General features: G+C 57.8%; 19 protein-coding genes and 2 pseudogenes. 9 read left to right on the top strand and 12 right to left on the bottom strand.

Annotated elements, in window-relative coordinates; genetic code table 11:
- Positions 1 to 3: 3 nt before the first annotated feature.
- Together RZ517_RS05480 and RZ517_RS05475 are read right to left on the bottom strand one after the other, a co-directional pair.
- The gene (locus tag RZ517_RS05480; RefSeq protein WP_338550457.1) at positions 4 to 1,446 is read right to left on the bottom strand and encodes a serine/threonine protein kinase; all 1,443 of its coding nucleotides are present in this window, start codon (positions 1,444 to 1,446) and stop codon (positions 4 to 6) included.
- Positions 1,447 to 1,772: 326 nt separating this feature from the next.
- A complete protein-coding gene (locus RZ517_RS05475; RefSeq protein ID WP_338550456.1) occupies positions 1,773 to 2,777 on the bottom strand; it encodes a LacI family DNA-binding transcriptional regulator in 1,005 nt (334 codons plus the stop codon).
- A 243-nt stretch (positions 2,778 to 3,020) separates the two neighbouring features.
- Here RZ517_RS05475 and hisD point away from each other — a divergent pair, with 243 nt between their 5' ends.
- Genes hisD through comE form a run of 5 tightly spaced genes read left to right on the top strand, consistent with a single transcriptional unit; the run spans position 3,021 to position 7,179 of the window.
- Positions 3,021 to 4,328 (top strand): histidinol dehydrogenase, encoded by a 1,308-nt coding sequence (gene hisD / locus RZ517_RS05470; protein ID WP_338550455.1) that lies wholly within the window; start codon positions 3,021 to 3,023, stop codon positions 4,326 to 4,328.
- Positions 4,321 to 5,094, top strand: a complete 774-nt coding sequence (locus RZ517_RS05465; RefSeq protein ID WP_338550454.1) for an SDR family NAD(P)-dependent oxidoreductase — start codon at positions 4,321 to 4,323, stop codon at positions 5,092 to 5,094. The genes hisD and RZ517_RS05465 overlap by 8 nt, the downstream gene beginning before the upstream one ends.
- Positions 5,091 to 6,071: a zinc-dependent alcohol dehydrogenase gene (locus RZ517_RS05460; RefSeq protein WP_338550453.1), complete on the top strand. Its 981-nt coding sequence runs from the start codon at positions 5,091 to 5,093 to the stop codon at positions 6,069 to 6,071. The genes RZ517_RS05465 and RZ517_RS05460 overlap by 4 nt, the downstream gene beginning before the upstream one ends.
- A 50-nt stretch (positions 6,072 to 6,121) precedes the next feature.
- Positions 6,122 to 6,628 (top strand): sulfopyruvate decarboxylase subunit alpha, encoded by a 507-nt coding sequence (gene comD / locus RZ517_RS05455; RefSeq protein WP_317055355.1) that lies wholly within the window; start codon positions 6,122 to 6,124, stop codon positions 6,626 to 6,628.
- Positions 6,625 to 7,179 (top strand): sulfopyruvate decarboxylase subunit beta, encoded by a 555-nt coding sequence (gene comE / locus RZ517_RS05450; RefSeq protein ID WP_338550452.1) that lies wholly within the window; start codon positions 6,625 to 6,627, stop codon positions 7,177 to 7,179. The genes comD and comE overlap by 4 nt, the downstream gene beginning before the upstream one ends.
- A 65-nt stretch (positions 7,180 to 7,244) precedes the next feature.
- Here the strand turns inward: comE and RZ517_RS05445 are convergent, their stop codons facing one another.
- The 10 genes and pseudogenes from RZ517_RS05445 to RZ517_RS05410 form a co-directional block, all read right to left on the bottom strand.
- Positions 7,245 to 8,576 carry an aspartate aminotransferase family protein gene (locus RZ517_RS05445; RefSeq protein WP_338550451.1) on the bottom strand — a complete coding sequence of 444 codons (1,332 nt, stop codon included), beginning with the start codon at positions 8,574 to 8,576 and terminating at the stop codon, positions 7,245 to 7,247.
- Between the two features lie 5 nt (positions 8,577 to 8,581).
- A complete protein-coding gene (locus RZ517_RS18385) occupies positions 8,582 to 8,770 on the bottom strand; it encodes a helix-turn-helix transcriptional regulator (protein WP_422395563.1) in 189 nt (62 codons plus the stop codon).
- 237 nt (positions 8,771 to 9,007) lie between these two features.
- Positions 9,008 to 10,378 carry an aspartate aminotransferase family protein gene (locus RZ517_RS05440; RefSeq protein WP_338550449.1) on the bottom strand — a complete coding sequence of 457 codons (1,371 nt, stop codon included), beginning with the start codon at positions 10,376 to 10,378 and terminating at the stop codon, positions 9,008 to 9,010.
- 84 nt (positions 10,379 to 10,462) lie between these two features.
- Positions 10,463 to 11,455 carry a cyclodeaminase gene (locus RZ517_RS05435; RefSeq protein ID WP_338550448.1) on the bottom strand — a complete coding sequence of 331 codons (993 nt, stop codon included), beginning with the start codon at positions 11,453 to 11,455 and terminating at the stop codon, positions 10,463 to 10,465.
- Positions 11,448 to 12,439: pseudogene (gene eutB / locus RZ517_RS05430) on the bottom strand (hydroxyectoine utilization dehydratase EutB). Before eutB ends, RZ517_RS05435 begins: the two are co-directional and overlap by 8 nt.
- Positions 12,436 to 13,599, bottom strand: a complete 1,164-nt coding sequence (locus RZ517_RS05425) for an aromatic ring-hydroxylating oxygenase subunit alpha (RefSeq protein WP_338550447.1) — start codon at positions 13,597 to 13,599, stop codon at positions 12,436 to 12,438. The pseudogene eutB and the gene RZ517_RS05425 overlap by 4 nt, the downstream one beginning before the upstream one ends.
- Before the next feature lie 40 nt (positions 13,600 to 13,639).
- Positions 13,640 to 14,014, bottom strand: coding sequence for a M20/M25/M40 family metallo-hydrolase (locus tag RZ517_RS05420; RefSeq protein WP_338550446.1), 375 nt, complete (start codon positions 14,012 to 14,014; stop codon positions 13,640 to 13,642).
- Between the two features lie 3 nt (positions 14,015 to 14,017).
- Positions 14,018 to 14,080: pseudogene (locus RZ517_RS18380) on the bottom strand (hypothetical protein); the annotation flags it as partial.
- On the bottom strand, positions 14,077 to 14,826 hold the full coding sequence (locus RZ517_RS05415) for a M20/M25/M40 family metallo-hydrolase (RefSeq protein ID WP_338550445.1): 750 nt from the start codon (positions 14,824 to 14,826) through the stop codon (positions 14,077 to 14,079). The pseudogene RZ517_RS18380 and the gene RZ517_RS05415, both read right to left, overlap by 4 nt.
- The gene (locus RZ517_RS05410; RefSeq protein WP_338550444.1) at positions 14,823 to 15,521 is read right to left on the bottom strand and encodes a GntR family transcriptional regulator; all 699 of its coding nucleotides are present in this window, start codon (positions 15,519 to 15,521) and stop codon (positions 14,823 to 14,825) included. The genes RZ517_RS05415 and RZ517_RS05410 overlap by 4 nt, the downstream gene beginning before the upstream one ends.
- A 123-nt stretch (positions 15,522 to 15,644) precedes the next feature.
- On the opposite strand from RZ517_RS05410, the gene RZ517_RS05405 reads away from it, so the two are divergent.
- Genes RZ517_RS05405 through RZ517_RS05390 form a run of 4 tightly spaced genes read left to right on the top strand, consistent with a single transcriptional unit; the run spans position 15,645 to position 19,359 of the window.
- Entirely contained in the window at positions 15,645 to 16,436 is a 792-nt protein-coding gene (locus tag RZ517_RS05405; protein WP_338550443.1) for a maleate cis-trans isomerase family protein, read from the top strand.
- Positions 16,437 to 16,457: 21 nt separating this feature from the next.
- Positions 16,458 to 17,339 carry a phytanoyl-CoA dioxygenase family protein gene (locus tag RZ517_RS05400; RefSeq protein ID WP_338550442.1) on the top strand — a complete coding sequence of 294 codons (882 nt, stop codon included), beginning with the start codon at positions 16,458 to 16,460 and terminating at the stop codon, positions 17,337 to 17,339.
- A 3-nt stretch (positions 17,340 to 17,342) separates the two neighbouring features.
- Positions 17,343 to 18,518, top strand: a complete 1,176-nt coding sequence (locus tag RZ517_RS05395) for a M24 family metallopeptidase (RefSeq protein WP_338550441.1) — start codon at positions 17,343 to 17,345, stop codon at positions 18,516 to 18,518.
- A gap of 13 nt (positions 18,519 to 18,531) precedes the next feature.
- A complete protein-coding gene (locus tag RZ517_RS05390; RefSeq protein WP_338550440.1) occupies positions 18,532 to 19,359 on the top strand; it encodes a phytanoyl-CoA dioxygenase family protein in 828 nt (275 codons plus the stop codon).
- The last annotated feature ends 62 nt before the right edge of the window (positions 19,360 to 19,421 follow it).

Genomic DNA, 19,421 nt, shown 5'->3' with positions numbered 1-19,421 from the left:
CCTTTAGTTCTGGAGAACAACAGAGTCGCCTGACTCTTTTCCGGGCAGAAGTTTGTTAAAGAAACGACCCATCGCGCCTTTGCGCGCAGGCTTGGGGTCGTTCGGGTCACGGCCTTCTGAATCGGCATGTTGTTCCATGCTCGGGTCTTGGGAGTTGGTGCCTGCTTTGTTTTTCGACTTGCGTTTCTTGCCACGCTGGGTTCCGTCTTGTTCGGCCAGGAACGCATCCACGTCTTCGATCGGATTGCCAAAGATGTCGACAGGCTGCGATTTTGGTTTTGCAACTTCTGCCTTGGCCGCCTGCTCACGCTCAACATCCTCAGCGGTCCGAAGCAATTGCGGGACACCGGGTTTGAACTTGCTATTGGTGTCGGACACGAGCTGAGAAATCTTTGATACGATTTCCGGCGCGTCGAGTGGGATCGCCGTTGGGTCCGGCGGGGGTGCGGCAGCCAGTGTCTTCTGTTTTGGGCTGTTTTCGGTCTCAGTGGGCATCGATGCTTTGACGCGAGGGTCAGGCACGGACACTGGCGCATCCTTCACCGGCGCGTGCAGCGGCTTGGGTGCGTCCACAGCCGGGGCTGGTGTGTCCGGCTGCACATGCAACACCGGATCTGGTGTTGCGGGGACAGCCGCCTGCACTTGGGCCTGCGGCTGAGGTTGAGACTGAAGCTGCGCCGCAGGGGCCGCATTCAAATGCTGAAGCCATTGTGCCGCACTCGCGATGCGATCCTGCGGGTAAATGTTCAGAGCCTGGTTGATCAGGTTCAAAAATCCCTGATCAAGGTCCCAGTCCACGCCGCGCAACGGCTCGAACGGATCCTGGCGGTCGGCCTCTACGGACTGACGGCGGATTTCAGCATCTGGCGGGGTATAGCCGGTCACCAGATAGTGGAAGGTTGCACCCAACGCATAGATATCACTAACGACATCATGCTGAGCCGCTTCGTCGTAAAACTCAAACGGCGAATACCCATCTTTCACCGCCAATAGCTTGCTGCTAGCAGTCTGAGCCTGGTTCTCAGCTTCTAGCGAAGACCCGAAATCGATCAGCGTCACTCGGTTGCGCGCGTCAATGATGAAATTGTCAGGCGCCAGGTCGCGGTGCAGGATCCCCTGTTCGTGGGTGTACTGAACCGCTTCGAGCGCTTCGGTCACGACCTGTAAAAGCGTAGCACCATCCAACCGCTCAGGAAATTCTTCGACAATCGTGCACAGGTCTTCGCCATTCACAAAATCCATGCCGAGGAAGGCTGTTCCGTTCTCCTCAAACACCTGATGCACGCGGACGATGCCGGGATGCTCCAGCGCGGCCAGGCGGTACGCTTCGTGTTTGAACTGATCGAGCACCGTGTCGAAACGCTTGGTGAACTGTTCAGACTTGGGGCAAACCCGAAGCGCGGCGCGTGTGCATAAATCCTGGGGGAAGCATTCCTTGATGACCACACGGCGCTTCAGGCTGTCGCGGGCAAGATAGGTAATCCCGAACCCCCCTGCGAGAGCGGACGTTCGATGACGTACTGCCCCCTTAGGAGTTGTGTCCCGCTGGGCAACTCAATACCACTGCGCTGCGGTTCAAGATTCATCGTCTTCCCCGTTACCTTAACCCGGCGAGAAAGGGTGGTCTTCGAGATCAACCCAATCCCGCTCTCTATAAGGGCGGTGCAAATGTGGAGAACTCGTGGCCAAACTTGGCTAACCCTGTGACCCGACGCGGGGTAAAACCAAGAATTGAACGCAAATTTGGCCGCGAACGCTGCCTTGTCGGCAGGTCAGGCCAGCGAAGCCCGCAGGACTAGACGTGTCTCAAGCAAGCGCGATCTTCCGGGACTGCTTCCTTCGACCATCGCAATCAATTCATCTGCAGCGGTCTGGCCCATCTCACGATGCGGCACCGCAACGGTTGTGAGTGTCGGGTGCACAATGCGCGCCAGCTCCATGTCGTCAAACCCGGTGAGGGAGACGTCTCCCGGCACATCAAGCCCAAGCGACTTGGCCGTTTGCAGCGCCCCAACCGCCAGCAGGTCGTTGCCGCAGATGACGGCCGTGGCGCGGGGTGTGCGCGCCATGAGACGGGCAAACGCCGCCTCGCCCGCTTCGATCGTATAAGCCGTCTCGATAACGGCAAGAGCATCGGGTGACAGCCCCCTGGCCGCCATCGCATCCTTCACACCGTCCAGGCGTCGTTGCGCACGATCGTTGCCAGTGCATGCGCCCGAAATCATGGCCAACCGGCGATGGCCGCGATCAATCGCTTCGGTGGCCATTGCGTACATCGCGGCGTGGTTGTCGAAACCAACCGATGGCACCGGCCCATTTGCATCAAACGCCCATGCGACCAGGGCAGGCACATTTTGCTGCGCCAGGTAGGTGTAGATCTGGTCTTCGCGTTCATATCCAATCAGCAATAGCCCATCCGCCCCTCGCGCCACCAATGTGCGAATTTGTTCTTTTTCGACAACAGGTTTGTAGGCGGAACTGGACACCAAAAGCGTGTAACCCCGCGAGTGCAACGCTTCCTGAAAGGCTTGCAAACCTTTGGCGAAAATGGCGTTGTCCAGGGTCGGGACGATGGCGCCAATGGTAAAGCTCCGTTTGGCCGCCATAACCCGCGCCGCGAAATTCGGTGTGTAGCCCAACGCATCGACGGCCTTCATCACTTTGTCTCTCGTGGTTTCAATCACTTTGCCCGGCTCATTCAGGCAGCGCGACACTGTAGCCGTGGACACTCCGGCCATCTTGGCAACATCGTCGAGGGTCGGCGCTGGTTTGACCATAACAGAGATCGGACCTTTCCTAGGGCATTTCGGAACCCACATAGCATGAAACACATACATTGAAACAGCTTGATGTAAGCGCTTGCATAAATTATGTAAGCGCTTACACAGTCTAAGGCTGATTCTTCGAAGGGGGTGAGACATGGCTTTTGATCTACGACCGCGACACGCCCTTTGCTCTCTGCCCGTTGCCGGTGCAAAGACCTGCATTGTTTGCCCAGTTTGACCCAAGGAACGACCACCATGTCCCGCGAATACCTCAAGAAAGCGACACTGACGTCCAAGTCTGACGCGTCAGAAGTGCATGCCACTGTGCAAGGAATCCTGTCCGACATCGAAGCGGGCGGTGATGCCAAGGCGCTGGAATATGCTGCGAAGTTCGATCAATACGACGGCAACACCCTTCTGACGCAGCAAGAGATTGACGCGGCTTGTGAGCAGGTGCCGGATAAGCTTAAGGCCGACATCCAGTTTGCCCATGACAATGTGCGCCGCTTTGCGGAAATGCAGAAGTCGACTGTGGCGGATGTCGAGATGGAAATCCTGCCTGGCTTTGTGGCCGGTCAGAAAGCCATCCCAGTGGACGCTGCCGGGTGTTACGCGCCCGGTGGCCGCTACAGCCACATCGCCAGTGCCATCATGACCGTGACCACCGCCAAGGTCGCAGGCTGTCGCCATATCACCGCCTGCTCTCCCCCGCGCCCCGGCGTCGGGATTGCCCCGGCGATTGTATACGCCGCGCACATTTGCGGTGCGGATAAAATCATGGCCATGGGCGGGGTTCAGGGCGTTGCGGCGATGACATATGGTCTCTTTGGCTTGCCCAAGGCCAACATCCTGGTGGGACCTGGAAACCAATTCGTGGCCGAAGCCAAGCGCATCCTGTTTGGCAAGGTTGGCATCGACATGATTGCCGGCCCTACGGACAGCCTCATCCTGGCTGATCACACAGCCGACGCTCATATCGTGGCCACAGATCTCGTCAGCCAGGCCGAGCATGGGTACAACTCGCCAGTCTGGCTGGTGACAGACCAACGTGACCTGGCCGAGAAGGTGATGGACTTGGTTCCCGGCCTGATCGAAGACCTGCCCGAGCTTAACCGCGACAACGCTTTTGCCGCATGGCGCGACTATGCCGAAGTGATTGTGTGTGCCGACCGCGAAGAAATGGCGGCTTGCTCGGATGACTACGCGCCCGAGCACCTGACGGTACAGGCCGAAGACCTTGATTGGTGGCTGAACCGTCTGACCTGCTACGGCTCTCTGTTTCTCGGTGAAGAAACCACCGTATCATATGGCGACAAAGCCACCGGCACCAACCACGTGCTGCCAACGTCAGGGGCTGCAAGCTACACAGGCGGTCTAAGCGTGCACAAATACATGAAGATCGTCACCTGGCAGCGCGCCACACGCGAAGGATCCAAATCCGTGGCTGAGGCCACGGCGCGCATCTCGCGTCTGGAGGGGATGGAAGGACATGCCCGTGCGGCGGATGTGCGTCTGGCCAAATATTTCCCCCGCGAAAATTTCGATCTAAGTGCCGATGGGTGATCCCGAACAAGACCCACGCGATCTGTTTGATCTGACAGGCCATGTGGCTTGCGTGACTGGCGCAAGCTCGGGATTGGGGCGTCGCGCCGCTGTGACCTTGGCCGCTGCCGGAGCTTACGTGATTGGCGTGGCACGGCGCAAAGAGGCGCTGGAGGATCTTAAAGCGGAAGTTGGCGTCGGCATTGAAACGGTCGTCGCAGATGTGTCGAACAGGGATGATCTCGACACCGTCGTGGCGAAGATTGCAGCACCCTTTGGTGCACCTGACATTCTTATTCATGCAGCCGGCATCAACACCCGAGAAGCTGCCGATGATGTCACGGCGGAAGGATGGGACCAAACGCTGGCGCTGAACCTCTCCACTCCCTTCTTCTTGAGCCAAGCCTTTGTGCCGACAATGAAATCCAAGGGTTGGGGCCGCATCGTCAACTTCGCCTCGCTGCAGACCACGCGCGCCTTTCCCGGTGGCATCGCCTATGGTGCATCCAAAGGCGGCATCGCCCAGCTCACGCGTGCGATGGCCGAGGCGTGGTCATCGCATGGCATCATGGCCAATGCGATTGGTCCCGGATTTTTCCCAACCGAATTGACCCAAGCCGTATTCGGTGATGCCGACCGGGCCGCGCGCAACGCTGCGCAAACCTGTGTTGCCCGCAACGGAGAGCTGCGCGACATCGACGGGCCGCTACTTTTCTTGTGCTCCGAGGCCTCAGGCTACGTCACCGGACAGGTTCTCATGGTCGACGGGGGGTTCACCGCGAAATGAAGGCGCTGGTTTATGACGGTGTGGAGCAGATGGGCTACCGGGACGTTGCTGATGCCGCGCCACGTGACGGAGAGCATCTCATCCGTGTCGCCGCCGTGGGCATTTGCGGCTCTGACATGCATGCCTATCTGGGCCATGACAATCGCCGCCCGGCCCCGCTTATTCTGGGGCATGAGGCGGCAGGCGTGATTGTTGGAGGCCCGCGTGCAGGAGATCGCGTCACCATCAATCCGCTGGTCACTTGCGGCACCTGCCCGGCCTGCACATCGGGGCGTGAAAACCTGTGTCCAACCCGGCAGATCATCTCCATGCCACCGCGCGAAGGGGCCTTTGCCGAGCTTGTCGCGATGCCGGAGCAAAACCTTATCACAGTGCCGAAGGACACAGCGCTTGATAAGGCCGCTTTGGCTGAGCCGTTGGCGGTGAGTTGGCACGCCGCACGTCTGGCGCTTGAGGCCCTGCATCCGTATCAGGATCGGCGCGCTTTGGTTATCGGCGGCGGGGCGATTGGGCTCGCCGCAGCGCTGGCGCTCAAGGCCATGGGGGTTGATGACATCACCCTTTCGGAGCCGAACGATGCGCGGCGTAAGTTCTTGCAGGATACGTGCAACCAAAAGGCCATCGCACAAGCCGAGGGCACGTTTCCCATCATCATCGACGCCGTGGGCTATGCCGCAACCCGTGCTGCCGCGTCTGCGATGGCGGAACCCGGAGGCGTGATCGCGCATGTCGGTCTGGGCGAGGATGCCGGGGGCCTCGATGCCCGACGCATGACCCTGCAAGAGATCACTTTTATCGGCACCTATACCTACACAACCCAAGATTTCCGAGACACGGCGCAGGCCATTTTTGACAGCCGCCTTGGTCCGCTCGATTGGTTTGACAAACGCACTCTATCCGATGGTTATCAAGCCTTTCAGGATCTGCTCGCAGGCCACGTCGCACATCCGAAAATCGTACTCTATCCCGATCAATAGCATGTAACGCCACACAGCGCCGAGGCGCTCCAACCGAAAGGCTATCTCAGATGAATATCGACAAGAAGATCGTTGATGATCTTGTCGCCAACGACATCTCCTTTGTCACCACTGTGCCCTGCAAGCAGCTCGCCGGTGTGATCGAAGAGGTCGAGAACCGCGACGGCATCTATCACATTCCGTCCAACAAGGAAGACGAGGGCATGGGCCTGTGCGCGGGTGCGCACATGGGCGGCAAGCGTCCGGCCATCATCATGCAGAACACGGCGATTGGTGTGACGATCAACACTCTGGCCACGCTCATTCAGTATTACCACATGCCGCTGCCGATGATCATTTCCTATCGCGGCGAGTTGCGTGAGCCGGTGGCCTGTCAGGTGGAAATGGCGGTGCACACCAAAGCGCTCTTGGCGCAGCTCAACATCCCAACCTACCACTTCCATTGGCAGCGGGACGTCGAAGAGTTCGACAACATTCTGAAATACACCTTCATGTGCAACAAACCTGTGGCCATCCTGACCGATGCCAACTTCTGGGGAGGCTATGGCGACCAATGATCCGTTCTGAAATTCTCAAAGAAATCGCCCCGATCCTGCGCGATCGGCTTGTCGTCTGTAACATCGGCATTCCCTCCCAAGAGCTTCATGCGATTGATGACCAGCCGACGAATTTTTACATGCTGGGCACGATGGGGTTGTCGTCTTCCATTGGCCTGGGGTTAGCACTCGCACAGGACAAGACCGTAATTTCCATCGACGGTGATGGCTCGGTTCTGACCAACCTGTGCACCCTGCCCACGATCGCGAACAATGTGGCCGACAATTACATCCTGATGATCATCGACAACGGCTCTTATGGCTCAACCGGGGATCAGCCGACCTATACCGGCAAGAAAACCTCGCTAGCGGGCATGGCCCGCGCGGCGGGTTGCGAGAATGTGGTTGAGGTGCAGGACGTCGACACTGGCAAGGCTCTGCAAGATGCCATTGATAGCAAGAAAATGACCGTGATGGTCGTCAAATGCGACAGCGGCAATGCCAAGATGCCGGTGATCACCATGGATCCCGTTGTGATCAAAGATAGATTTATGAAGGCCGTTCAGGCCTGACCAAGACCGCCACTCACACCCGGTCTAACCCGCGGCCTCGCGCCGCGGGTTCTTTTACGGCAGGATCATACCGAGACGTGATCAACCTGTTTGAATGCGGATCCGATTTTGTCGACCAGTTCGGAGATCTGCGGCTCGCTGATAACAAACGGCGGTGCCAGCAGGATGTGATCACCCATCCGCCCATCGCGTGTGCCGCCCATCGGATAACAGACCAGACCAGCCTCAAAAGCAGCTTTCTTGAGCCGAGCTGCGGTTTTCAGGGTTGGATCGAAAGGCCGTTTGGCCTCTCTGTCCTCAACAATCTCAACCCCGGCAAATAACCCCCTGCCCCGGATGTCACCGACATGAGGATGCTGACCAAAGGCGTCGGTGAGCGCGGCAAAGAGCTGTTCCGAGCGGGTTTGCACCGCCGCCAGCAGATTGCGGTCCAAAATGGCATTGACCACAGCCAACCCCGCAGCGCAGGCCGAAGGGTGCGCCAGATAAGTGTGACCATGTTGGAAAAAACCGGACCCGGCGCCGATGGTGTCATAGATTTTCGACGTACACAGCATGGCGCCGATGGGTTGATACCCCGCGCCTAACCCTTTGGCGATGCAGGCAATATCAGGTGAAACCTCATCCGCCTCACAGGCAAAGAGATGCCCCGTGCGCCCCATGCCGCACATGACCTCATCCAGGATCAACAGCACACCGTACTGGTCGCATATCTCTCTGATGCGTTTGAAGTAACCCGCAACCGCAGGAACCGCCCCCATGGTCGCGCCGACAACTGGCTCTGCAACAAAGGCCATCACCTGATCCGTGCCCAGGCGCAGGATTTCATCCTCCAGCTCTTGCGCGGCGCGCAGGCCGTAGTCCTCGGCGCTCTCTCCCTCGGCACGGTCAACATATTCGTAACAGGGCGCAATGTGGCTGACATCCACAAGGATCGGCTCGAACTGTGCCCGTCGCCATGCGTTGCCACCCGTGGCCAGCGCTCCCAGGGTGTTGCCATGATAACTTTGTCGCCGAGCAATCAGGTGGCGGCGCTGCGGCTCTCCGTTTTCAATATGAAACTGACGCGCCAGCTTGAGCGCCGCCTCAACCGCCTCGGATCCGCCCGAAACGAAATAAACCCGATCCAGATCACCGGGCGCATATTTGATCAATAGATCGGCCAGATTTTCAGCCGGATCGCTGGTGAAAAACCCGGTATGCGCAAAAGCCAGCTGCGCCACCTGATCCTGAATGGCCTTGATGATGTCAGGATCTCCATGTCCCAGACACGACACCGCCGCGCCGCCTGACCCATCGAGATACTGTTTCCCGTTTTCATCGGTGAAGTAACACCCTTTGGCGGACACTGCCTTGACCGGAGGGGCCGTGATCTGGCGGGGAAAGACGTGGCTCATGAGGATCACCCAATTGATGCGGCAAGGGGTAGACTATTGGAGCCTAAACCCGGTTGCCTCGAACTGCAAAAGACAATTGGTGCACTGTGCAGCGGTTCAATCTGACTGGACGTGCCTGTCTTCGAGAAGATGGAACTCCAATGCGGCCGCACAGTCGCCGGATCGATAAACAGGTTTTCGGCAATAACATTCATCGTCATGCCCTCGCGCAACAATGTACAGACGCTGAAGTCGCTCCTGCTGAGCTTGGCCGGTTTTTCAATGTCAAGAAGTGGGAACCCTTAGTCCCGTCGCGACCGGACGCAGGAAGGCATGCCATTTTGGGCAATTTTCTTTGTTATGAGCCCGGGAGACCGGCGTTCACAGCAACTTGTGAACGTGCCGAGCAGGTTTTTCAGAAGGTCCAGAACACGATCTGAAACGGTGCTGCCTTAAGTCAGCACCGTTTCAATCGCCTGTCGGGTTGCATCCACGATTTCGTCAGCCTCTTTCTGGCTCAGGCAAAATGGCGGGGCAAAACCGATGATGTCGCCTTGCGGCATGGCCCGAGCGATGACACCGCTCTCTGCCATTGCGGCGGCCACCTGAGGGCCGATCTTTTCTGACGCATCAAAGAACACACGCCCCTCGCGCTCTCGCACCAGTTCGACCGCGCAGAGCATACCTTCGCCGCGCACCTCCCCGACATGGGGATGATCCGCCAGGGCATCTGCCATTTGTGCGGTCAAATATTGCCCAACCGCACCGGCATTGGTGATCAGGTCAAGCGCATTAAGCAGTTTCAGATTGGCAACCCCGGCGGCGGCTCCAATGGGATGCGCGGAATAGGTCCATCCATGCCCGATTGGGCCGTTTTCATCCGTGCCCTGCTCCAGCACACGCCACATCCGGTCGCTGACAATACTGCCTGACAGGGGCGCATAGGCGCTGGTCAGTCCTTTGGCGATGGTGATGAGGTCAGGTTTGATCCCGTAGTGGTCCGAACCGAACATGCTCCCCAACCGCCCAAAGCCTGTCACCACCTCATCCGCGATCAGCAGGATATCATGCTTGTCGAGAACCGCCTGAATGGCCGGCCAGTATCCAGCAGGCGGTGGAACGATCCCACCTGTGCCCAAAACCGGCTCGCCAATAAATGCGGCGATGGTGTCCGCACCTTCCTGCTCGATCAGGTCTTCCAGTTCGGCCACGCAATGGGCCACAAACTCTGCTTCGCTCTGATCAAGATCCGTCCGGCGGAAATAGTACGGGGCTTCTGTGTGAACGACCTGAGCCAGCGGCAGATCGAATTTCTTGTGAAAGAGTTCCAGGCCGGTCAGCGAGCCTGTCATCAGACCTGAGCCATGATAGCCGCGCCAGCGGCTGATGATCTTTTTCTTCTCTGGGCGTCCAAGAATGTTGTTGTAGTACCAGATCAGCTTGATGTTGGTTTCATTGGCGTCACTGCCTGACAGTCCAAAATAGACCTTGCTCATGTGGTCGGGCGCGCGATCCAGGATCATTTTGGACAGGGTAATGCTGGCCTCGGTGCCATGCCCGACATAGGCGTGATAATAGGCCAGCTCCCTGGCTTGTTCGGCAATGGCTTCGGCAATTTCAGCACGACCATATCCGACATTCACGCAGTAGAGCCCGGCAAAGGCGTCCAGATGCCGGTTACCGTCGCGGTCCACGATATGGCACCCCGATCCGCCAGTAATCACGCGTTGCGCCAGATTGCCCCGGGCAAATTCGGCCAGATGGGTCGACGGATGAAAAAAGGTTTCGCGATCCCATTGTTCCAGTAGATCGTTCTTAAGCATATTTGACACTCCATACGCGCTTGTGCGCGGCTTTCGGGGACGCATTCGAGGTTTGGCTCTTCGAGGCAATCTTGCGCATCTTTGTTAACTTGTGAACGACGTGCCTTTGCCCGCCGCTTCGCCGCGCTTACGGGCCAGTGTTGCAACAGCCGTATCCTGCACCCCGGTTCCGGTCAGATCACAGACTGTCAGGCTTGTTGCGGCATCGTATCCGGGCAATGCACCTATGACCACCTCGCCAAGCTCTGGGAATTGCGCGGTCTCTGACACAAGCCCAGCGGCCATGGCGGCGCGCAGCTCGCCCAGAACTCTGGTCTGGGACAAACGATCCGGTACATAGTGATCCGCCGCCGCGACAAGCGCTGGATCAATCTCGCATTTGCCGTCCTGATCAGACCCCATGGCAATCACAAGCTGCCCCGGTTTGATGTGGTCTTTCAAGACAAGCGGAGTTTTTGCTGGTGTTGTCGTGACGATCATATCTGCCGCTTGGGTCGCTTCGCCAACCGTTTCAGAGGCAGACGCCTCAATGCCCAATGTATTTGAGATACTTTCGGCAGCCTTTTGTGCCTTTGCGAGATCGCGCGCCCATACCGTGACATGTGTCAACGGACGAACAAGGTGAATGGCCTCAGCTTGCAGCTTTGCTTGCGCACCTGCACCGATCACACACAGGCGAGAGGCCTCCGCACGTGCCAGATGACGCGCGGCCACAGCACCCGCTGCCGCCGTGCGCGCTTCTGTCAAGTATCCGTTGTCCAGCAACACCGCCTCGACCTGTCCGGTTTTGGCCGAAAAGACCACCATGATGCCATTGGTCGTCGGCAAGCCCATGGCGGGATTGTCATAAAACCCCGGCGACATCTTGACCGTAAAACTCTCAGCCCCGCTGATATGGGCCGTTTTGATATCAATCTCACCGTTGTTTTCGTGAATGCCCATCGACACGATGGGCGGCATTTCCACACCGCCACCGGCCAGGGCGGCAAACCCCTGTTCGATACAGTCAACGAGCGACAAATCAAGCGGCACCAGCGCGCGCAATTCGGTTTCGGTCAAAATTTTGATATCAGGCATTTTTGTCCCCCGCCGTCACGTCCACATCTTCGCCAGAGACAATTCTGTGATGCAACGCCATGTCAATGTTACCACCGCTCAGTAACAGCACGGTTTCGCCATCTGGCCTCACTTTGCCTGCGAGCAGGGCTGCAATTCCAACCGAACCTGACCCCTCGATGATCTGGTGCTCTTGCCAATAGGCGTGCCGAATGGCAGCGGCAATCTCGGGCTCGCTGACCAGAACAATATCGTCCACCAGATCGCGGGTCATTTGAAACGTGTATGCGTTGTCCAGCCCGATGCCTCCGCCCAGACTATCCGCCAATGTTGAAAGCTCGGGCACAGCGATTGGCTTACCCGCTTTCTGGCACGCATACATGGCTGCCCCGCGCTCCATCGACACACCGATGACCCGGATATCGGGTTTGCGCGCCTTCAATGCGGCGGCCACACCGGAAATCAAACCACCGCCGGAAAGCTGCACCAGCACTGTGGTCAGGTCGGGCACATCTTCGATGAGTTCCAGGCCAAGCGTGCCCTGCCCTGCAATAATGTCGGGGTGATCAAAGGGGGGATCATCGTCATGCCCTCTTCCTCGACCAACCGATCCACTTCAACCTGAGCATCATCTTGGCTTTGCCCGACAATGCGCACCTCTGCGCCTTGCGCGCGAATGCCGTCGATCTTGTTTTGCGGCACCAGCTGGGACATCGCCACGATGCAGCGTACCCCGTTTTGCCGGGCCGCATAAGCCAGCCCGCGACCATGGTTGCCCGTGGACACACCAACAACACCCTTTGCGCGCTGATCGTCTGTCAGGTTCAGAATGGCGTTTGTCGCACCACGGATTTTGAATGATCCCGTCCGCTGATGATGCTCCAGTTTCAGGTACACCGGAACGCCAGAAGCCGTGCTCAGGCTGTCGGAGCGTTCGGTTCTCGTGCGATGAATTGTGCTGGCAATTCTGGCCTGCGCGGCCTCGATTTCTGCAACACCGATCATTCTGCCGCCTTGGAAGCGGAAGGCGATGGCGCGGTGAGCATTCTCGCCAGATAGCGTTGGAATTCCCAAATCGTCTGCTCTTTTGGTGAGAGGCGCCCCGGCTGCGCCGACAGGGCGGCGGCATTGCGTGCGATGGCCGACGTGATCGGCTTGTCTTCATCGTTGATCGCGTGAAAACTGGCTTTCAGTTCTTCCACACGTGCCTCAAACTCCGCGCCAGACGGCATCGCATCGGGATGAACATCAACACCCCAGAACACGCGCACCTTATCCGTTTCAACCGGCATCAAAGACATCCAGAAGGTCCGCTCGGCCGACACGGATGCCATCTGCGCCGGAAATGCCCCGAACAGTGGCACGCTGTTGACCTCGTCTTCAGACAGGTTTGGGTTTGGGTTTGTCATCGCTTCGCTGTACTCAAACGCAACGCCGGGATTGCGCCCTTGTGTGTAAAGGCAATAGCCGGGACCGCCTGTCAAGACGTGCGCGTGCTGTGTCGGCAATACCGGTTCAACGGTTTTGCTGTGCACCGCAAACAAGTGATAAGGCTCCATAAAGTTCTGAAACAGGATTTTCCAATTGGTGTCCCAAATCTCGTCCACCCGAAACAGCGTGCGATAGCTGGTAACATCGTAGTTGCTCAACAGCTCCGCCAACGGTGTCAATCGCGGGGCCAATGGCTCGGCATTCGCATCAAGGTTGACGTAAACCCACCCCTGCCATTCCTCGACGGCAAACTGTGGCAGGTGACAGTCTTGTTTGTCGAAATTGTCCCGCATATGCGCCGCCCCGATCAGCTGGCCATCCAACCTGTAGGTCCAGGCGTGATAAGGACAGGTGATTTTGCCGCCAATGGTGCCCTCGCCTTCGAGCAGGCTCATCATCCGGTGGCGGCAAATGTTGGACATCGCGCGCAACACACCATCATGGTCGCGCAGGATCACAACCTCATCGCGGCTGATGGTCATGACCCGGTAATCGCCGGGGCTTTCAAACTCATCCGCGCGGCCCACGCAAATCCATTCGCGATTGAAAATCGCGTCTCTTTCAAGCTCAAGAAACGCCTGCGATGTATAGACCTGAGGCGGCGTGGCTTCCGACATGTCTTCGGGCAAAGCGGCATTTGCAGAGACCGCATCTAACAGATCTGAGAGGGGCATATTGGGCTGCATGACAGGACCTCAATCGCTGGGTTTCGCGTTAATTCGACAATCGCTCTGTGAGTTTACGCAGGAAGTCCAACCCCTGCGCCAGTTCTTTGAGTTCAATATATTCATCTGCCTTGTGGGCACGGCTGATATCGCCGGGACCAAAGACCACGGTAGAATAGTCAGCATCGCTGAAATACCCCGCGTCAGTTCCGAAAGAGACCACGCCGGTGTCGTTCAACCCCGAAATCGCGCTCACAAATTCAGCCGCCTTTGCAGCGTTGCGATCATCCAGCGGCGGCACTGCGATTTCGGTAATTATCCGGATCTCGGCGGTGTCGCAGACGGCCCGCATAGCAGGCAGGATGTCCTGCGCGGCAAAGGCTTCGATCTCGGCAATCGCCAGGGATCCGTCCTCGCCCGGCATCGGGCGGTATTCCCAATCGAAGTTGCACCAACCAGCGGTTGCATTTCGGGCCGCGCCGCCCTCTATCGTGCCGACATTGAAAGTGGGATAAGGCGGGCTGTAGAGAGAACCCCCACAGGGTTGGCCGCGCGCTGCGCATTCATCTCTTCAATCTTCGAGATCAGCTTCATCGCAGCGGTGATTGCACTGACACCCTGCCTTGGGTCACAGGAATGCGCCTCTTGGCCCTTGATTTCAGTGCGCATCTCATAGCCGCCCTTGTGGCCGGTCACGATCTTCATCTGCGTCGGTTCCCCGACAATCACGACCTCCGGGCGATAGGCAAACCCCGACAAGCTTTCGAGCAGGACGGGCATCCCAAGCCCGCCCGTTTCCTCGTCAAATGTAAACGCGATATGAATAGGCTTGGTCAGGGGTGCGGCTTTGAACACAGGCACCAACGCCAAAACACAGGCCAGAAACCCCTTCATATCAACCGACCCACGCCCATAAAGCCTGTCGCCTTTGCGGGTCAGCTTGAAAGGATCGCTGGACCAGTCCTGACCCTCCACCGGGACGACATCGGTATGGCCATTCAAGACAACCCCGCCGTCGATCTCTGGCCCTATCGTCGCAAATACATTCGCCCGCTCCTTGGCCTCGTCAAAGCTGAGGGTCGAGGGAATGTCGTGCTGTGCCAGATAGTCCTGAATATATCCAATGATCCCGTGGGTTGGACGCCCGGATACAGTTTCAAAACCGACCAGAGCGTCGAGAATTTCAACAGTGGTGTCCAACGTATCCGGCATGGCTTGTTCTTGTTTCGGCGTCATGGTTCGGCCAGCAATCGACCAAGAAGGGTCAACATCCGCTGAAGATCGATACTGCGGTAGTGACCAACACTGCGAATGTCATTGTCCACCATGGCCGCGCGAATTTCTTCCAACTCGTTGAGCTGCCCCGCATGCGCCCTGTCCCAGCCGAACTGAGGAAGAAACGTGTACCAAATGCGCGCCACGCGATAATACATCAGCTCGGTGATCTCACAGAGCGGCGCATTACCCGTCAGGTCAGACAGTAACTGTTGCAGGTCATTCGCGATGAGCGCCAGCTCATCAAATGCCCCTGTTTTGTCCGCCAGGTCGCGGGTGCGTTTCACCAAATCATCTATCGTCGCGATATGGTCCGGTGTGATCTCAATCGGCGACAGCTCTCCCATCATTTCGGCCAGACGTTTGCGCAGATCATAAATCTGTTTGAACGTTTGCAGATCAATGTCGGTCACCATCGTGCCAACGCCATTCTTGATCGTCACCAGCCCCATAAACTCAAGCCGGTGAAAAACCCGGCGGATCGGTGTGCGACTGATACCGAACTCCTTGGCCAGCGCCCCCTCGCTGAGTACGGTTCCAGGCGGATAGGTCAAAAGGCAGATCCGGTCACGCAGCTGGCAATAGATCCGGTCAAACCGCTCAGCACCGGTTTCGTCTTCGGATACTGTGGGGATTTTATCGGCCAGTTTGACCATTCACTTCTCCCGGTTGATGGTTTCGTAACGCGCGATCGCCCGGCACGCCATTTCATCCCCCATTGACACGACTCAGCTTTAGGGGTGAGCATAGCTAAAATCAAGCTGTATACAGGCTGCGCCATGACGGATGTTTCTCAAGTAGCGGAACCGAAAACGTTTCAAAGCAGCGCTGTCGGGGATGATATTGTTCTCGACAATGGCCCCGGAAAATACCGGATCGGACTCATAGTTCTCAGCAACGACTACACGGTCGAACGGGACTTCATGAATATGCGGCCCAACGATGATGTTGCGATTTTCACCACACGCATCGCCAACACACCGGACTGCACGGTGAACTCTTTACGAAAAATGGCTCCGAGAATTGCTGACGCGACCGAGCTCTTGGTCCCTGAGGGGCACCTGAGCACAATAGCTTATGCCTGCACTTCAGGCTCGGTGGTGATCGGCTATGATGCCATTTCCGATCACATCAAGTCGGTGCGCCCCGAAGCAACCTGCATCACGCCGATCACCGCATCTTTGGCTGCGCTCGACACCTTTGGCGCGCAAAAGTTGGCGGTTCTGACGCCCTATGTGGATGAGGTCAACGCGGTCATCGCCGACTATCTGCAAACGGCTGGCAAGCAGGTCTGCGCCTTCTCGTCGTTTCGGATCGAAGACAACGAAGACATGGCCGCCCTGACCGGTGAGGCGATTTTCCAGGCGGCCCTAAAGTCCGACAGAGCCGATGCCGATGCCCTGTTCATTTCCTGCACAGCAATCCGCGCGGTCGAGGTTGTGGACCGCATAGAACAGGCCTTGGGCAAACCGGTTGTCACTGCCAATCAGGCCATGTTCTGGCAGGCCCTTCGGGCTGCGGGCTGTGACGCCAGCGTAGAGGGCTATGGCAAGTTGTTGCGTCAGTTTTAGCCGGGTTTTTGGGAGCATGCGATGAACCACAGTGAGATATTGTCCAACCCTCCTCGGGTTCTCAGCCAGGACGAGCGGTCCTTTTATTTCGAACAAGGCTACGTCGTAAAAGAGAAGGCTGTCGGACAGGATTGGCTGGATCGACTGAATGCGGCCATGGTGGCCCTGGTTGAGACAACTCGCAACATGACATGCTCAACCCAGACCTATGATCTGGACGCGGGCCACACAGCCGAACATCCCAGACTGCGCCGCATTGCCTATCTCGATGACCTCGATCCGGTGTTCTGGGACTTCTGTAAGGACTCACCGCTTACCGATCTGGCCGCTGATCTGCTTGGCCCGAATGTTCGGTTTCGCGAATGCATGATCAACTTCAAATGGGCGGGGGGCGGTCAGGAGGTGAAGTGGCATCAGGATTTTCCCTTCTACCCGCTGACCAATACGACTGTAGCGCAGTTCCTTGTCTGTCTCAACGATGTTGGCCCGGATCAAGGCCCCTTGCAGGTTGTGCCCAAAAGTCACCAGGGTCCGTTTTATGACCACTATGACGAGGACGACAACTGGCTGGGCTACATACCAGACGACAGGCTGACCAAAGCAGGGCTGGACACGGCGGTGGACTTAACCGGACCTGCAGGCACAATCACCGTGCACCACTGCGCCACCCTGCATGCCTCTCGCGCCAATCTGAGCAAGCTGGGTCGCCCGGTGCTGATTGTCACCTACTGCGCCTGCGACGCGGTCGGATACACAGCCGTGACCTATCCCTCGTCGAACTGCCTCAAGGTCGTGCGGGGTGAGGAGACGAAATTCGCCCGGCTCGAGCCGATGAACATGCGCATGCCGCCGGATTGGTCCGATGGCTACACCTCCATCTTTGACCATCAGGAAGAGGCCTAGACTATGGCACCACCGTTTTCCCGCGAAGAGTACGCTGACCGTCTGACCCGCGTCCGAAATGCCATGCAGTCTAAAGAGCTGGATGCCCTAGTGATTGGTGATCCAGCCAATATCAACTGGCTGACGGGATATGATGCCTGGTCGTTCTACACCCCGCAGATCATGGTTGTCGGCCTGGAGCTGGACCCAACCTGGATGGGTCGTGAAATGGATGCAGGGGCCGCAGACTTTACAACCTATTTGCCACCAGAACAGCTTGTCCCCTTTCCCGAAACGCATGTGCAGCAGGCGACGTTCCACGCGGCGCAGTACATGGGCGACTGGATGAAATCGAAAGGGTTGAACGGTAAACGGATCGGCTATGAGAGTGACGTCTACTTTCTGACACCCGCCGCAGTAGGCCATCTAATGGAGCGCACACCCGACAGCGACTGGAGCGATTGTGGCTTGCTCGTGAACTGGCAACGCCTGACCAAGAGCCCCGCTGAGATAGCGATGCTGCAACAGGCTTCGGTCATTGCGGGCAAAGCCATGCAGACGGCCTATGACGGCGTGCGACCGGGCGTGCGGCAATGCGATCTGATGGCCGATGTCGTCGCCGCGCAAATTCGCGGCACGCCAGACTTCGGCGGGGACCAGACCGCCCTGCACCCACTGGTTCTGGCCGGCGAGGCGGCCTCCACAGCCCATCCAATGTGGACCGACGCGCCATTTGAGAAGGACCAGACCATCGCATTCGAGCTGGGCGGGTGTCGCAAACGCTACAATGCGGGCCTGGCGCGCACTGTGCATCTGGGCGAGCCACCAAAGATATTGATGGACACCGCCAAAGCCGTGGGCGAAGGCATGGATGAAGTTCTGTCCGCCATGAAGGCCGGGGCGATGTGCTGTGATGTACATGCCGCATGGCAGGCGGTTTTGGATCAATACGGTCTCGAGAAGAAAAGCCGCATCGGCTATTCGATTGGTCTTGGGTATTCGCCAGACTGGGGCGAGCACACGATCAGTTTCCGCCCTGATGACAGCACTGTTCTGCCAGAAAACGCCGTCGTGCACATCATCCTGGGGATGTGGATGGACGGCTGGGGCATGGAATTGAGCGAAACAATCCATGTGCGTGCCAACGATGCCTCGTGTCTCACGCAATTCCCGCGCGATGTTCACGTGATCGACGTGTGAAAGGACAATAGACATGGGGAAAAAACTCACCCAGGCCCAGATCGACGCCTTCCACCGGGATGGGTTCGTCTCGCCCATAGATGTGTTTTCCGAAGCAGAGGCCCTGCGCCTGCGCACGGAACTCGAAGCCGCCGAAGAAAAATGGCCCGAAGCTTTTCAGGGGGCTGCGCGCAACAATGCTCATCTGAACCTGATGTGTCTTGATGAGATCGTGCACAACCCGGTGCTTGTGGATGCGATTGAAGATCTAATCGGCCCTGACATCCTCAACTATGGAACGGTTTTGTTCATCAAAGAGCCCAACGATCCGGGCTTTGTCAGCTGGCATCAAGACGCGCGCTACATGGGATTGGAGCCCCACGTCGGCATAACTGCCTGGGTGGCGTTAACAGAGGCCAATGACGAAAACGGGTGCATGCAGATGATCCCTGGCAGCCATGGCGAGATCAAAGATCACACCGACACATTCGGTGAAGAAAATATCCTGACCCGCGGGCAGGAAGTGGAAGATGTGGATGCCAGCAAGGCGGTGTCCACGACCCTGCGCCCCGGTCAGATGTCAATCCACAGCGCCCGGGTGATCCACAGCTCGCAACCCAACCGCAGCGATGACCGGCGCATCGGCTTTGTCATTCAACCTTATATGCCGCCGAATGTGCAGCAGACGATTACACCTACCGGGGCGCAACTTGTCCGGGGGCGAGACCCTTTTGGGAACTTCGAACACCTGCCGCGTCCCACGTCAGATATGGATTCCGGCGACATAGAAAAACGCGACTGGGTGAACGAAACATGGGCGGACATTCTCTATCATGGCGCCAAGATGCGGCGAGACTATTAAAGCATCCGGCGTTTAACCTGAGGCATCGGTCAACAGCCGGGCGCGCGCGGCACTTATATGGC

The sequence above is a fragment of the Roseovarius sp. S88 genome (assembly GCF_037023735.1).
In the GTDB taxonomy this organism is placed as follows: Bacteria; Pseudomonadota; Alphaproteobacteria; order Rhodobacterales; family Rhodobacteraceae; genus Roseovarius; species Roseovarius phycicola.
The sequence above is the reverse complement of the archived record's forward strand: the minus strand, read 5'-3'. Positions and strand labels throughout refer to the sequence as shown.

Excerpts from the sequence above, each read along its gene's own strand:
- RZ517_RS05440 (WP_338550449.1), bottom strand. The coding sequence starts at position 10,378 with ATGCTTAAGAACGATCTACTGGAACAATGGGATCGCGAAACCTTTTTT.
- RZ517_RS05410 (WP_338550444.1), bottom strand. The coding sequence starts at position 15,521 with ATGGTCAAACTGGCCGATAAAATCCCCACAGTATCCGAAGACGAAACC.
- RZ517_RS05475 (WP_338550456.1), bottom strand. The coding sequence starts at position 2,777 with ATGGTCAAACCAGCGCCGACCCTCGACGATGTTGCCAAGATGGCCGGA.
- RZ517_RS05415 (WP_338550445.1), bottom strand. The coding sequence starts at position 14,826 with ATGACGCCGAAACAAGAACAAGCCATGCCGGATACGTTGGACACCACT.
- RZ517_RS05435 (WP_338550448.1), bottom strand. The coding sequence starts at position 11,455 with ATGCCTGATATCAAAATTTTGACCGAAACCGAATTGCGCGCGCTGGTG.
- RZ517_RS05420 (WP_338550446.1), bottom strand. The coding sequence starts at position 14,014 with ATGCCGGGCGAGGACGGATCCCTGGCGATTGCCGAGATCGAAGCCTTT.
- hisD (WP_338550455.1), top strand. The coding sequence starts at position 3,021 with ATGTCCCGCGAATACCTCAAGAAAGCGACACTGACGTCCAAGTCTGAC.
- RZ517_RS05425 (WP_338550447.1), bottom strand. The coding sequence starts at position 13,599 with ATGCCCCTCTCAGATCTGTTAGATGCGGTCTCTGCAAATGCCGCTTTG.
- RZ517_RS05400 (WP_338550442.1), top strand. The coding sequence starts at position 16,458 with ATGAACCACAGTGAGATATTGTCCAACCCTCCTCGGGTTCTCAGCCAG.
- RZ517_RS05445 (WP_338550451.1), bottom strand. The coding sequence starts at position 8,576 with ATGAGCCACGTCTTTCCCCGCCAGATCACGGCCCCTCCGGTCAAGGCA.
- comD (WP_317055355.1), top strand. The coding sequence starts at position 6,122 with ATGAATATCGACAAGAAGATCGTTGATGATCTTGTCGCCAACGACATC.
- RZ517_RS05390 (WP_338550440.1), top strand. The coding sequence starts at position 18,532 with ATGGGGAAAAAACTCACCCAGGCCCAGATCGACGCCTTCCACCGGGAT.
- RZ517_RS05460 (WP_338550453.1), top strand. The coding sequence starts at position 5,091 with ATGAAGGCGCTGGTTTATGACGGTGTGGAGCAGATGGGCTACCGGGAC.
- RZ517_RS18385 (WP_422395563.1), bottom strand. The coding sequence starts at position 8,770 with ATGAATGTTATTGCCGAAAACCTGTTTATCGATCCGGCGACTGTGCGG.
- RZ517_RS05405 (WP_338550443.1), top strand. The coding sequence starts at position 15,645 with ATGACGGATGTTTCTCAAGTAGCGGAACCGAAAACGTTTCAAAGCAGC.
- comE (WP_338550452.1), top strand. The coding sequence starts at position 6,625 with ATGATCCGTTCTGAAATTCTCAAAGAAATCGCCCCGATCCTGCGCGAT.
- RZ517_RS05465 (WP_338550454.1), top strand. The coding sequence starts at position 4,321 with ATGGGTGATCCCGAACAAGACCCACGCGATCTGTTTGATCTGACAGGC.
- RZ517_RS05395 (WP_338550441.1), top strand. The coding sequence starts at position 17,343 with ATGGCACCACCGTTTTCCCGCGAAGAGTACGCTGACCGTCTGACCCGC.